The organism is Thioclava sediminum, assembly GCF_002020355.1.
Taxonomy (GTDB): Bacteria; Pseudomonadota; Alphaproteobacteria; order Rhodobacterales; family Rhodobacteraceae; genus Thioclava; species Thioclava sediminum.
Window position 1 is genome coordinate 258,546 of record NZ_MPZV01000002.1, and the last position, 13,368, is coordinate 271,913.

Consider the following 13,368-nt stretch of genomic DNA (forward strand, 5'->3'; position numbering starts at 1 on the left):
CTTACCGGCTGGCCACGGGTTCGAAGGTCGAGAAATCGACCATGGTGCCGAGCACCTGCAGATAGGCGACGAGTGCGTCCATCTCGGAAATGCCCGGGCGACCGTCGAAATTACGGACGTTCGTCGCGTTGGGATAACGCTCCATCAGCCCGTCATAGTCGCTGTTCGGATCGGCCTGAGCGGCAAAGTCCGCCTTGGCGTTCTCGATCATGTCCGAGGTATAGGGCACGCCCACCATCGCATCGGTCGAGAGCCGCTCGTCGATATGCGCGGGATCGACCATGCGATTGAGCAGGAAGCCGTATTTCGGCATCACCGATTCCGGCACGACCGACTGCGGATTGGTCAGGTGATCCACTTGCCAGGCATCCGAGTAGCGGCCGCCGACGCGAGCGAGGTCGGGCCCCGTCCGCTTCGAGCCCCACTGGAACGGGTGGTCGTATTGCGACTCCGCTGCCAGCGAGTAATGGCCGTAACGCTCCACTTCGTCGCGCATCGGGCGGATCATCTGCGAGTGGCAAACATAGCAGCCCTCGCGGATGTAGATATCGCGCCCGGTGAGCTCCAGCGGCGTGTAGGGCCGCACCCCTTCGACGTCCTCGATGGTGTTTTCGAGGTAGAAGAGCGGTGCGATCTCCACGATGCCGCCGATCGTGACGACCAGGAAGGCGAAGATCAGCAGGAGCGTGGCGTTCTTTTCAAGAACACTGTGCTTGTCGAGAAGTCCCATCTGTTCCTCTCCTTATTCAGCCGGCACGGCGGCAACCGAACGCGATTCCACGCGCGGCTGACGAGCGACGGTCATCCACAGATTGTAGGCCATGATGATGCCACCCGTGAGGTAGAGCACACCGCCCAGACCACGGACCACGAACATCGGATGCATGGCGGCCACGGTGTCGGCGAAGGCGTTCACGAGGAAGCCCTGGCTGTCCACTTCGCGCCACATCAGGCCCTGCATGATCCCGGCGACCCACATCGAAGCGGCGTAGAGCACGATCCCGATGGTGGAGAGCCAGAAGTGCCAGCTGACCAGTTTCAGCGAGTAGAGCCCTTCACGTGCCCACAGACGCGGCACGAGGAAGTAGAGCATGCCGAAGGTGATCATGCCGTTCCAGCCGAGCGCACCCGAGTGCACGTGACCGATCGTCCAGTCGGTGTAGTGCGACAGCGAGTTCACCGCCTTGATCGACATCATCGGGCCTTCGAAGGTCGACATGCCGTAGAAGCCGACCGACACCACCATCATGCGGATGATCGGATCGGTCCGCAGCTTGTCCCATGCGCCCGAGAGCGTCATCAGACCGTTGATCATGCCACCCCAGGAGGGCATCCACAGGATCACCGAGAAGGTCATGCCCAGCGTCGAGGCCCAGTCGGGCAGCGCCGTGTAGTGCAGGTGGTGCGGACCGGCCCAGATGTACAGGAAGATCAGCGCCCAGAAGTGCACGATCGACAGCTTGTAGGAGTAGACCGGACGTTCAGCCTGCTTCGGCACGAAGTAATACATCATGCCCAGGAAGCCTGCGGTCAGGAAGAAGCCCACCGCGTTGTGGCCGTACCACCACTGCGTCATTGCGTCCTGCACGCCCGAGAAGACCTGAACCGACTTCGAACCGAAGAACGAGACCGGGATCGACAGGTTGTTCACGATGTGCAGCATCGCGATGGTCACGATGAAGGACAGGTAGAACCAGTTGGCGACGTAGATATGGGGTTCCTTGCGCTTGAAGATCGTGCCGAGGAAGGCCAGCAGATAAGCGACCCAGACGATCGTCAGCCAGATGTCGACATACCATTCCGGCTCGGCATATTCCTTCGACTGCGTTGCGCCGAGGATGTAGCCGGTCGCGGCGAGTACGATGAACAGGTTATAGCCCCAGAACACGAACCAGCCGAGGCTGTTGCCACCGAACAACCGCGCTGCCGAGGTGCGCTGCACCACGTAGAACGACGATGCGATCAGCGCGTTGCCACCGAAAGCGAAAATCACCGCCGACGTATGCAGCGGGCGCAGTTTGCCAAAATTCAGATAGCCCTGTGCCCATTCGAAATTGAGCGCCGGATAGGCCAGCTGGAAGGCGATAATGACGGCGACCAGGAAGCCCACGACACCCCAGAAGGTCGTCGCGATCACCCCGGCGCGAACCACGCCGTCGAAATACTCGTTCTGAGCCACCGGCTGGCGGCTCCCCATGGTGCGAAGCACCCAGATGAATGCGATGGCCGCGGCCAGCATGACCTCGACTGCATTCACCTGATAGGCAAGATCGCGCGCGTAGCCGGCCGCAATGGCGGCCAGAACCGCCACAAGGCCAAGCGCGATCAGCTTGATATAATCCCACATTTTGTGCGTCCCTTCGTCTGGTCTGCCCCTGCGGCACCCTCGTAAACCGAGAATCCTCCTGGGCTTGACTGGAGTCCTTGTGGTCCGAGGGTATGCACGATGCCTTGATCTGCATCAAATGCTCGCGATCACAGTGCGCCATTCGGTCGCAGTTATGTGATATGACGGGCACGTCCCTTGATCCGCGTCAAAGTGCGGCCGATCTCTTCGGGTTAGTCTCTGGTCTCACATGCTTATTCGCTTTTGGCGCAAGGACAGGACCCATGGCTTACAAGACACTTCTCACGATCGTCACGGATCCCAAGGCGGCCGCGACACAGATCGATACCGCCGTGGCCGTCGCCCGGCGGCGCGACGCCCATCTCGACGTGCTCTGCCTCGGCGTGGACCGCACGCAGACTGGATATTACTACGCGGGCGCGACCGCCTTCGTGCAGCAGGAAACGATGGATCGCGCGCAGGACGATGCGCGCAATGCCGAGACCGCGGTGCGCGCGCGGCTCGAAGCCGAAGATATCCGCTGGGGCGTCGATGCGGTCGTCTCGCAAATCGGCGCGATGCCCACAGTTGTCGGCCAACGCGCCCGCTTCGCCGATCTGGTCATCATGGGCCGCCCCTATGGCGAGGGCCGCGGGCCGGAGATCGAAGCTGCGGTCGAAGCCGCGCTTTTCGAGGGCCAGGTGCCGGTCGCGATCGTGCCCGACGGGTATAACGGCGACATGCCCGCCAAGCGCGTCGTTATCGCGTGGAATCAATCTCATGAGGCGATGCGTGCCGTCCGCGCCGCCCTGCCCGTTCTGAAATCCGCCGATCTGGTCGATATTACCGTGATCGACCCGCCCGCGCATGGGCCCGAGCGCTCCGACCCCGGCGGCCAGCTCAGCCAGATGCTGGCGCGTCACGGCGTCCATGCCGAGGTGTCGGTGCTGGCCAAGACCATGCCGCGCGTGTCGGACGTGCTCAACCGTCATGTCAGCGACAGCGAAGCCGATGCGATCGTGATGGGGGCTTACGGCCATTCGCGCTTCCGCGAAGCGATCCTGGGCGGGGCGACGCGCCACATGCTCGAGATGGCAGAGGTTCCGGTGATCATGGCGCACTGAGCGCGCCACCTTTCTGAACGGATGACGGCGCCTCTCGGGGCGCCGTTTTCATGACCCGAAGTCGGTCTTTATGCCCTTCGCCTTGCCGAGCTTGCGGCAATAGCTGGCCCAGTCGCGGAAGTCCTGCGAGAAGGCCGCCATCTTGCCGCGCCCGCGCCAGTCGTCAAAGCTTTCACGCTGATGAACCGCGACCCAGCTGGCGGCATCCGTGCGCCCTTCAGCCTCGGCCTGCTTGATCGCCGCGCCTCGCCAGATCATCCCCGCCCGGTCGAGCTTTTCCGCCCGCGCGGGGTCGGACATCATCGTGCCGACGCCGTGAAACAGGCCCGAGCATTGCGCCATACTCTGCGACAATGGCTGCGCCACACTCAGGCCTGGAGCGGCAACGAGGAAGAAACAAGTAATCAGGATACGCATAAGACCTTCCACGATGCTGCCTCCCCTTGTTTACCTAACGACAGTGCCGAAACCGGGGCAGAACCCGCACGAATTCGCGACCTTGTCGCGACATCCCTGCCCTGCGCGGAACCCCGGTCAGGCTGACGGGTTGGCTGGTTAAATAAAGACCGGAGCCCCCAATGACCCGCATCATCCTTCCCGCCCTTCTCGCCAGCCTCGCGCTGCTCGCCGCCTGTCAGGAAATGGCGCCGAAACAAGACGGGGCGACACCCAAGACGCTGCCGGAGGGCATGGTCGGGCGTTGGGGACTGACGAAAGCCGATTGCGACGGCTCACGCGATGATGCCAAGGGCCTGATGGTGGTGAAGCCGGACAGCCTGCAATTCTACGAGTCGCAGGCCAAACTCACTGAGATCGACAGCGCGACCGATCGCGTGGTGCGGGCGACGTGGAATTTTACTGGCGAAGGACAAAAATGGCAGCGCGACATCGTGCTGACCCTGTCGAGTACGGGCATCTACCTCTCGCGTCAGGATATCACGCGGGACTCGATGAAGCCCCTCACCTATCGACAGTGCGTGTCCCCCTGATCGGACGGATGCTCAGATGAGGAAACCGCCGTCGCTGTCATCACCTGCTTCCAGCAGCAGCCGATCCATATCCGGCACGGTGACATGGCGCTTGCCCTGCAGCTCGATCACGCCGTCGCGTTTGAGCGCGGACATCTGACGGCTCACCGTCTCGAGCGTCAGCCCGAGATAATCGGCCATCGCCTCGCGCGTCAGCGGCAGATCGAACACCATCTGCCGGGCGCTGGGGCTCATGTTGATCGACGCATCGCGCCGCGCCACGATCGACAGCAGCGAGGCGATCTTCTCGCGCGCGGTCTTGCGGCCCAGAAGCAGCATCCATTCTCGCGCCGCGTCCAGTTCGTCGAGCGTCATCTGCAACAGGCGCTGAGCGATGTGGGGCGTGCGCTCCATCATCTCCTCGAAAGGCTTGCGCCGGAAGCAGCACATCAGAATATCGGTGGTCGCGGTCACGTTATAAGCGGCACGGTTGCGCCCGGGACGGCCCACGAAATCCGAAGGCAGCAAAAGGCCAACCATCTGGGTGCGCCCGTCTTCGAGCGTCTGCGTCAGGGTCGCAATACCCGAGACGACCGAGGCCACGAAATCCATCTGGTCGCCAGCCCAGATAATCGTCTGGCCTGCCTCGAAACTTCGGTAATATTTGATCTTCTCAAGCTGTTCGAGCTCGTCTGCATCGCATCGTGCGCACACAGCGCGATGTTGGATCGGGCAGTCTCCGCAGGCGAGCGAAGCAGGCTGAACGTCATCATGTGCCATGTGGATATTGCTTGATCTGGGTCAAATTCTGTTGCGCGTCTTACATCTAAAGATACGCCTATGGAACAGGAATCGCAACTGACCCGGCTCGGGCTCTTCGACGCACGGGTGCCCCGCTACACAAGCTACCCCACCGCCCCCCATTTCGCGGGCGATGTCGGACCGATGGAATTCGCGCACTGGATCGAAGCGATCCCCGAAGGTGCGTCGATCTCCCTTTATATGCACGTGCCGTTTTGCCGACGGCTGTGCTGGTTCTGCGCCTGCCGCACGCAAGGCACGCAGAGCGAAGAACCGGTGCGCGCCTATGCCGAGACGCTGCTGGCCGAACTGCGTCTTTTCAAGGAACGCTTGGCCCCCGGCGTCACGCTGTCGCGGCTGCATTGGGGCGGCGGCACGCCGACGCTGATGCCCGCCGAGATGATGCGCCGCCTCGCCGATGCGGTATTCGATGCGGTGCCGATGGGCGAAGGTGCGGAATTCTCGGTCGAGATCGACCCGAATGAGATCGACGCCGAGCGCATCGACGCGCTGGTGGAAACCGGAATGAACCGCGCCTCGATCGGGGTGCAGGATTTCGACCCGCAAATCCAAGGCGTTATCGGGCGCGATCAGAGCTACGAGATCACCAAGGCCGCGGTCGACATGATTCGCGAACGCGATGTCGCGAGCCTCAACGCCGATATTCTTTACGGGCTGCCGCACCAGACGCCGACGAAGATCGCGGACTCGGTGCAGAAGCTGCTGTCTCTCGGCCCCGACCGGGTGGCGCTTTACGGCTACGCGCATGTGCCGTGGATGGCGCGGCGCCAGACCATGATCCCGTCGGACCACCTGCCCACCCCGCAGGAGCGCCTGAAGCTGTTCGAGGTGGCGCGCGAATTGTTCGTGGCCGACGGCTATGACGAGATCGGCATCGACCATTTCGCCCTGCCGACCGACGGCCTCTCGATCGCGCAAAGGGCAGGCAAGCTGCGGCGCAATTTCCAGGGCTATACCGACGATCAGGCCGAAGCGCTGGTCGGGCTCGGCGCTTCGTCGATCTCGCGCTTCCCGCAAGGCTATGCGCAGAACGCGCCCGCCACCTCGGCCCATACCGCGGCGATCCGGGCGGATCGGTTCTCGACCTCGCGCGGGCACCGCTTCACCGCGGATGACAAGATGCGCGCGCGTCTGATCGAGGCGCTGATGTGCGATTTCGAAGTGAGCGCAGCGGAACTGGTGCAGGACTTCGGCGCCGATCCGGAAGAGCTGTCCGCGCTGTTCGCCACCTGCGCCGAGCATTTCGGCGACATGGTTCAGGTGAGCGCGGGGGGGCTGCGCATTCCGGTCAAGGCCCGCCCGTTGACCCGGATGATCGCGCGCCATTTCGATGCCTATGATCTGTCGAAAGCCGGGCACAGCTCGGCGATCTGATCGAAGGGAAGAGGGACGGGAGAGGGGTCGCCGCGCGCGGCCCCTTTTCTTTTGCGCGGGGTCATCCGGCGACGCCCCGGCCGCGTATCGCCCTGCATGAAGATGCGCCGCAAATCCGATCTGCCGATGAAGCTCTGCGCCAACTGTGGCCGCCCCTTCGCGTGGCGCAAGAAATGGGCCCGGGATTGGGAGAGCGTGCGCTACTGCTCAGAGCGCTGCCGGAGATCAGCAAAGACCGAACCGCCGAGGCGAAATCGCGGCGATTGATTTATCATACCGCATGGTATATTAATTCCGCATGACCGCTACGCCAGCCCCATCGCGCCGTGGCCGCCCGCGCCGGAAACCGGAGGATCAGGACGCCCGAAAGGCGCTGATCCAGGCGGGGTTGGCGCAACTGACCGAGCGCGGCTACGCGAGCGTCGCCCTAGAAGAGATCACCGCCGCCGCCGGTGTCACCAAGGGCAGTTTCTACCATTACTTCCCGACGAAAGCGGCCTTCGGCGCGGCGCTGATCGACGCCTATGGCGCCTATTTCGAAGACAAGCTCCGCCGCGCCTTCGACCGCGCGGACCTTACCCCCCTCGCCCGGCTCACTGCTTTCACCGAAGAGGCCGAGGCGGGCATGGCGCGGTTCGATTTTCGCCGTGGCTGCCTGATCGGCAATCTCGGTCAGGAGATGGGCAGCCTGCCCGAGGAGTTTCGCACCCGCCTGATCGCGGTATTCGAGCGCTGGCAGAGCCTCACCGCGACCTGCCTGCGTGACGCGCAAGCGGTGGGCGAAATCGGCCCCGATCATGACGCCGACGCCCTCGCAGAGCTGTTCTGGACCGGCTGGGAAGGCGCGGTCCTGCGCACCAAACTTCAACGCAACCCCGAGCCGCTGCGCCGTTTTACCGACGGCTTCCTGCGGCTCGCCCGAAGCTGAAAGGATACCCCATGGTCAAAGCCATTCTGATCGAGAAACCCGAAGAGACCCAGAGCGCCGCGCTCAAGGAGATCGACCTGCCCGATCTGACCGAAGGCGAGGTGGCCGTCGACGTCGCCTACTCGACGATGAACTACAAGGACGCGCTGGCGATTACCGGCGCGGGCCCCGTGGTGCGCAGCTTCCCGATGGTGCCGGGCATCGACTGCTCGGGCGTCGTCGCCAACAGCAAGCATCCCGATTTCGCGAAAGGCGACCGGGTCGTGCTCAACGGCTGGGGCGTGGGCGAGAAGCACTGGGGCGGGCTGGCCGAGCGCGCCCATCTGAAAGGCGACTGGCTGGTGAAGCTGCCCGACGGGATCTCCTTGCGTCAGGCGATGGCGATTGGCACCGCGGGCTACACGGCGATGCTCTGCGTGATGGCGCTCGAGGCGCATGGCGTGACGCCCGAGAGCGGCGAGGTCGTCGTGACCGGCGCGACTGGCGGCGTGGGCAGCGTAGCAACGGCGCTTCTGGGCAAGCTGGGCTACAAGGTCGCGGCCGTGACAGGACGCCCCGAAGAGGAAGACTACCTCAAGGGCCTCGGCGCCGCCTCGATCGTTCCGCGCGAGGATGTCTCGGGTAAACCTCGCCCGCTGAACAAGGAACGCTGGGCCGGGGCTGTCGACGTGGTCGGCGGCGAGGTGCTCGCCAATGTCCTGTCGATGATGACCTATCGCGGCACCGTCGCGGCCTGCGGTCTGGCGGGCTCGATGAACCTGCCGACATCCGTGGCCCCTTTCATCCTGCGCGGCGTGACCCTTGCCGGCGTCGACAGCGTGATGTGCCCGATCGAGGACCGCGTCGAGGCATGGCGTCGCCTGGCCGCCGATCTCGACATGGACAAGCTCGCCGCGATGGAGACCGAAGTCGCACTGGAAGACGTGATTGCAACCGCGCCGAAATTCCTCGAAGGAAAGATCCGCGGGCGGATCGTCGTTCCGGTCGCACCTGACCTCGGCTGATTACGGTAGATAATGCTGTCTTTTCTGATCCTCGCGCTCGCCGGTCTCGCGGCGGGCGCTTTGAATGCGGTCGCGGGCGGCGGGACCTTCCTGTCCTTCCCCGCGCTCGTCTGGACCGGCGTGCCGCCGATCACCGCGAATGCGACCGCGACGCTGGCGGCCCTGCCCGGCTATCTGTCGAGCGCATGGGCCTTCCGCCACGAGTTGCGCCACAAGGGCCCGATGGCGCTGCGCACGATCCTGATCGCCGCCGTGGCAGGCGGTTTTCTCGGTGCGCTGCTGCTATTGATCACCCCCGAGAAACTGTTCGCAGGCGTGGTCCCGTGGCTGTTGCTGCTGGCGACGGCGGCCTTCGCTTTCGGACCGTTCCTGCTGAAAGCGCTCCAGCGTTCGGGCCGCACGATGGGCGCGGTTTCGGCCTTTGCTCTGCTGATGGCCGTGACGATCTACGGCGGCTATTTCAACGGCGGCCTCGGGATCATGCTGCTCGCCGCGCTCGGCCTGATCGGCTTCACCGATCTGCACGCGATGAACGGGCTGAAGAACCTCGTCTCGGCGGTGCTTTCGCTGGTCTCGGTCGTGACCTACGCAGTGGCCGGGCTGATCGACTGGCAGGCGGTCGTGGTGCTGGGCATCGCGAGCGCCATCGGCGGCTATCTGGGCGCGCATCTGTCGAAACGCATCACCAATATGGCGCTGCTGCGCGGCTTCATCATCGCGGTCGGGCTGGTGATGGCGGCGGTCTTCTTCGCGCGCGGCTAACCCAGCCAGAGCGCCGAGCCGAACATCTTGCGCAACAGCCCCGTCTGGCCGCTGACACCCGCGCGAGCGTAGATCTGCTTCGAGGTCGAGCGCGCGGTCTCCAGCGTCCAGCCCAGCCGCTCGGCCGCGTCGCGCAGGCTCGCCCCGTCACACAAAAGCGCCGCGAGCCGCGCCTCGGACCGGTTGAGATCGAGCGCGCCGGCGATCCGCGCGACTGGCAAAGCTTCGGCCCGCGGCATCTCACGCAGATGACCGATCAGCGCGGGACTGCCCCGCCATTGTCCCGGCGCAAGACGGAGAACACCCCGGCCCTCAGGTCCCAGTGGAATCGGCCGGACGACCTCCCGCCCCTCTCCGAGTGCAGCAAGGTTCTGACGAAAGCGCAGCGCAGCGTCGGGATCGGCGAATTCCGGGCGTGCGCCCATGCGCAGCCGCAACCAGCCTTGCGCATCGAACTCCGCCGCCACGCGCGGGTCGAATGCGAGCACCGTGCCCGCAGGCGTCAGCACCACCCAGCCAGCGCCGAGCGCTTCGGCAGCCTCAGTATCACGCGCAGCACGGGCTCGCTCGCCACCGAGCGCCTCGCGGATCATCATTGCCTGCCCCAGATGCGGCGCGAGTGTCGAGAGCGCCAGCGCCTCGGCCGCGCGGAAATCCCGATGCGGACGCGCGATCATCAACACAGTTTGACCCGCCGCCCCCGCCGCAACTTTCAGCGCGCGGAGCGGTCCGGGCCATTCGATATCGCCCGGCAGGTCGATCTGCGAATAAACCCGGTCAAGGCGCATAGGGTGCAGGCGCGCAGCATCGGGCAAAGCAATCCTGCCAACCTGCCAGCCCGCGCCCTCCCCCTCGTTCGCGAGAATCTGCACCGCCGCGCCCTCGGCATGGGCAGCCTCACAAAGCCGCTCGAGAAAGCGCACCCAGCCAGCCTTTCCCGCCTCGCTCGCCGCCGCGAAGAGCGCGTTGATCAACAGTGTGTTCTCGGACTGACCCAACATAAGCCGTATTTACCCCCCCATTTGGGGGGTTATCCAGCAAAACCCGACGCCTATATCTTGGAAAACCGCGTTCAGACAGAGACCTCCCTCATGAACAAGACCCTGACTCACCTGCAGCGGCTCGAAGCCGAGAGCATTCACATCCTGCGCGAAGTCGTGGCCGAAGCCGATAATCCGGTCATGCTCTATTCCGTCGGCAAGGACAGCGCGGTGATGCTGCATCTCGCGAAAAAGGCCTTCTACCCGTCGCCGCCGCCCTTCCCGCTGATGCATGTCGACACGACGTGGAAATTCCAGGCGATGTACAACCTGCGCGACAAGGCCGCGAAGGATGCGGGGATGGAACTGATCGTGCACCAGAACCCCGAGGCGAAGGCCAAGGGGATCAACCCGTTCGATCACGGCTCGCTGCATACCGACATGTGGAAAACGGAAGGTCTGAAACAGGCGCTGGACAAGCACGGCTTCGACGTGGCCTTCGGCGGCGCGCGCCGCGACGAGGAGAAATCCCGCGCGAAGGAACGCGTCTTCTCGTTCCGCTCGGCCAATCACCGCTGGGACCCGAAGAACCAGCGCCCCGAGCTTTGGCGCCTCTACAACGCCAAGAAGGCCAAGGGCGAAAGCGTCCGCGTCTTCCCGATCTCGAACTGGACCGAGCTGGACATCTGGCAATATATCCACCTCGAAGGGATCGAGATCGTCCCGCTCTATTTCTCGGCCCCGCGCCCGACGGTGGAACGCGACGGGCTGATCCTGATGGTCGATGACGACCGCTTCCCGCTGCGTGATGGCGAGGAGCCGAAGATGCGCTCGGTGCGCTTCCGCACGCTGGGCTGCTACCCGCTGACCGGCGCCGTCGAGAGCGAGGCGCAGACCCTTCCGGAAGTCATTCAGGAAATGCTGCTGACCACCACCTCCGAGCGTCAGGGCCGCGCGATCGACCACGATCAGAGCGCCTCGATGGAGAAGAAAAAACAGGAAGGCTACTTCTGAGCCTTCCCCTCCCGAGCCGCACGCGCGCCTTCATTTCCACCCTATCAGGTGAGCCGACATGACGACCAACGATCCGATCTACAAGACCGACGCGCTGATTGCGCAGGATATCGACGCCTATCTCGAGGCGCATCAACACAAGACCATGCTGCGCTTCATCACCTGCGGCTCAGTCGATGACGGGAAATCGACGCTGATCGGGCGGCTGCTCTATGACAGCAAGATGATTTTCGAGGATCAGCTGGCGGCCCTTGAAGCCGACTCCAAGCGCGTCGGCACCCAAGGCCAGGAGATCGACTTCGCGCTACTGGTCGACGGTCTCGCCGCCGAGCGCGAGCAGGGCATCACCATCGACGTGGCCTATCGCTTCTTCGCAACCGAGAAGCGCAAGTTCATCGTCGCGGACACGCCCGGCCACGAGCAATACACCCGCAACATGGTCACCGGCGCTTCGACCGCCGATCTGGCCGTGATCCTGATCGACGCGCGCAAAGGCGTGCTGACCCAGACGCGGCGCCACTCCTATCTCGTCCACCAGCTGGGCATCCGCCATATTGTGCTGGCCGTGAACAAGATGGACCTCGTCGATTACGATCAGGCGACCTTCGACGAGATCGTGGCCGATTACAAAACCTTCGCCGACAGCATCGGCATCGAAGGCTTCACCCCGATCCCGATCTCGGGCTTCAAGGGCGACAACATCACCGGCCCGAGCGAGAACACCCCTTGGTACAAAGGCCCCTCGCTGCTGCCCTACCTTGAGGCGGTCGAGGTGGACGTGACCTCCGATCAGGAGCGCCCCTTCCGGATGCCGGTGCAATGGGTGAACCGCCCGAACCTCGACTTCCGCGGCTTCTCGGGGCTGGTGGCCTCGGGCACCGTGAAACCGGGCGACGAGGTGCGCGTGCTGCCCTCGGGCAAGACCTCGAAAGTCGCGCGGATCGTCAGCTTGGAGGGCGACCGCGACATGGCGGTGGCAGGCGAATCCACGACGATCACGCTCGCCGACGAGATCGACTGTTCGCGCGGTCAGGTCATCGTCGCCGCGAAAGAGCCGCTGGAGGTTGCCGATCAGTTCGAATCCACGCTCGTCTGGATGGACGAGACCGAATTGGTGCCGGGCCGCGCTTATTGGCTGAAAATCGGCACGCAGACCGTTTCGGCGACCGTCCACGAGCCGAAATACGAGGTGAACGTCAACACGCAGGAGCATCTGGCGACGAAGACGCTGGACCTGAACGCGATCGGCGTGGCCAACATCACCACCGACCGCGAGATCCCCTTCGCGCCCTATGGCGAGAACCGCGATCTGGGCGGGTTCATCCTGATCGACAAGATGACCAACCAGACGGCGGCTGCGGGGATGATCAATTTCGCGCTGCGCCGGGCTCAGAATATCCACTGGCAGGCGACCGATATCGGGCGCGAGCATCATGCCAACATGAAGCACCAGAAACCCGCCGTGGTCTGGCTCACGGGTCTCTCGGGCTCGGGCAAATCCACGATCGCCAATATCGTCGAGAAGAAACTGGCGCGGATGAACCGCCACACCTTCCTGCTCGATGGCGACAACGTCCGCCACGGCCTTAACAAGGATCTGGGCTTCACCGAGGCCGACCGCGTGGAGAACATCCGCCGCGTCGGCGAGGTCGCGAAGCTGATGACCGATGCGGGCCTGATCGTGGTCACGGCCTTCATCTCGCCCTTCCGCTCCGAGCGCGACATGGTCCGCGCGATGATGCAGCCGGGCGAATTCCTCGAAGTCTTCGTGGACACGCCGCTGGAAGTGGCCGAGGCGCGCGACGTGAAAGGGCTTTATGCCAAGGCACGCGCCGGTCAGCTGAAAAACTTCACCGGCATCGACTCGCCCTATGAGGCGCCCGAGAATGCCGAAATGCGGATCGACACCACTGCGATCAGCCCCGAGGAAGCGGCCGATCTGATCATCGAGCGGCTCATTCCGTAAGCGGTTACATCCGCTGCACCAAGTCACGCGAACGTGCGGCCCTCCCGGGGGCCGCACGTTTTCGTTTTGGCCTTGACCTCGCTCGGGGGCGCGCCCCAAC

Annotated in this window: 14 protein-coding genes; 9 read left to right on the forward strand and 5 right to left on the reverse strand. The window is 64.0% G+C overall.

Annotated elements, in window-relative coordinates; translation table 11 throughout:
- Window position 1: 1 nt before the first annotated feature.
- Window positions 2–730, reverse strand: coding sequence for a cytochrome-c oxidase, cbb3-type subunit II (gene ccoO, locus BMI91_RS08465; RefSeq protein WP_078604651.1), 729 nt, complete (start codon window positions 728–730; stop codon window positions 2–4).
- A gap of 12 nt (window positions 731–742) precedes the next feature.
- The gene (gene ccoN, locus BMI91_RS08470; protein WP_078604652.1) at window positions 743–2,347 is read right to left on the reverse strand and encodes a cytochrome-c oxidase, cbb3-type subunit I; all 1,605 of its coding nucleotides are present in this window, start codon (window positions 2,345–2,347) and stop codon (window positions 743–745) included.
- Between the two features lie 263 nt (window positions 2,348–2,610).
- Here ccoN and BMI91_RS08475 point away from each other — a divergent pair, with 263 nt between their 5' ends.
- On the forward strand, window positions 2,611–3,450 hold the full coding sequence (locus tag BMI91_RS08475; RefSeq protein ID WP_078604653.1) for a universal stress protein: 840 nt from the start codon (window positions 2,611–2,613) through the stop codon (window positions 3,448–3,450).
- A gap of 48 nt (window positions 3,451–3,498) precedes the next feature.
- Here BMI91_RS08475 and BMI91_RS08480 read toward each other — a convergent pair whose 3' ends face one another.
- Window positions 3,499–3,804: a hypothetical protein gene (locus tag BMI91_RS08480; RefSeq protein ID WP_158522119.1), complete on the reverse strand. Its 306-nt coding sequence runs from the start codon at window positions 3,802–3,804 to the stop codon at window positions 3,499–3,501.
- 224 nt (window positions 3,805–4,028) lie between these two features.
- Between BMI91_RS08480 and BMI91_RS08485 the strand changes: the two genes are divergently transcribed.
- Window positions 4,029–4,439, forward strand: a complete 411-nt coding sequence (locus tag BMI91_RS08485) for a hypothetical protein (protein WP_078604655.1) — start codon at window positions 4,029–4,031, stop codon at window positions 4,437–4,439.
- A 12-nt stretch (window positions 4,440–4,451) separates the two neighbouring features.
- On the opposite strand, the gene fnrL is transcribed toward BMI91_RS08485, so the two are convergent.
- Window positions 4,452–5,198 (reverse strand): transcriptional regulator FnrL, encoded by a 747-nt coding sequence (gene fnrL / locus BMI91_RS08490; protein ID WP_078541984.1) that lies wholly within the window; start codon window positions 5,196–5,198, stop codon window positions 4,452–4,454.
- Window positions 5,199–5,258: 60 nt separating this feature from the next.
- Between fnrL and hemN the strand changes: the two genes are divergently transcribed.
- The 5 genes from hemN to BMI91_RS08515 all read left to right on the forward strand — a co-directional run bounded on the left by hemN (window position 5,259) and on the right by BMI91_RS08515 (window position 9,308).
- Complete coding sequence (gene hemN / locus BMI91_RS08495; protein ID WP_078604656.1) at window positions 5,259–6,614, forward strand: oxygen-independent coproporphyrinogen III oxidase; 1,356 nt, start codon at window positions 5,259–5,261, stop codon at window positions 6,612–6,614.
- A gap of 102 nt (window positions 6,615–6,716) precedes the next feature.
- The gene (locus BMI91_RS08500; RefSeq protein ID WP_078605101.1) at window positions 6,717–6,881 is read left to right on the forward strand and encodes a DUF2256 domain-containing protein; all 165 of its coding nucleotides are present in this window, start codon (window positions 6,717–6,719) and stop codon (window positions 6,879–6,881) included.
- A gap of 31 nt (window positions 6,882–6,912) precedes the next feature.
- Window positions 6,913–7,542 carry an acrylate utilization transcriptional regulator AcuR gene (acuR, locus tag BMI91_RS08505; protein WP_078604657.1) on the forward strand — a complete coding sequence of 210 codons (630 nt, stop codon included), beginning with the start codon at window positions 6,913–6,915 and terminating at the stop codon, window positions 7,540–7,542.
- Between the two features lie 11 nt (window positions 7,543–7,553).
- Window positions 7,554–8,546, forward strand: coding sequence for an acrylyl-CoA reductase (NADPH) (acuI, locus tag BMI91_RS08510; RefSeq protein ID WP_078604658.1), 993 nt, complete (start codon window positions 7,554–7,556; stop codon window positions 8,544–8,546).
- 12 nt (window positions 8,547–8,558) lie between these two features.
- On the forward strand, window positions 8,559–9,308 hold the full coding sequence (locus tag BMI91_RS08515; protein ID WP_078604659.1) for a sulfite exporter TauE/SafE family protein: 750 nt from the start codon (window positions 8,559–8,561) through the stop codon (window positions 9,306–9,308).
- Here the strand turns inward: BMI91_RS08515 and BMI91_RS08520 are convergent.
- The gene (locus tag BMI91_RS08520; protein WP_078604660.1) at window positions 9,305–10,309 is read right to left on the reverse strand and encodes a helix-turn-helix transcriptional regulator; all 1,005 of its coding nucleotides are present in this window, start codon (window positions 10,307–10,309) and stop codon (window positions 9,305–9,307) included. The genes BMI91_RS08515 and BMI91_RS08520 overlap by 4 nt on opposite strands.
- Window positions 10,310–10,366: 57 nt before the next feature.
- Between BMI91_RS08520 and cysD the strand changes: the two genes are divergently transcribed.
- Window positions 10,367–11,302 carry a sulfate adenylyltransferase subunit CysD gene (cysD, locus tag BMI91_RS08525; protein WP_256365665.1) on the forward strand — a complete coding sequence of 312 codons (936 nt, stop codon included), beginning with the start codon at window positions 10,367–10,369 and terminating at the stop codon, window positions 11,300–11,302.
- A gap of 58 nt (window positions 11,303–11,360) precedes the next feature.
- On the forward strand, window positions 11,361–13,268 hold the full coding sequence (cysN, locus tag BMI91_RS08530; RefSeq protein ID WP_078600135.1) for a sulfate adenylyltransferase subunit CysN: 1,908 nt from the start codon (window positions 11,361–11,363) through the stop codon (window positions 13,266–13,268).
- Window positions 13,269–13,368 lie beyond the last annotated feature (100 nt).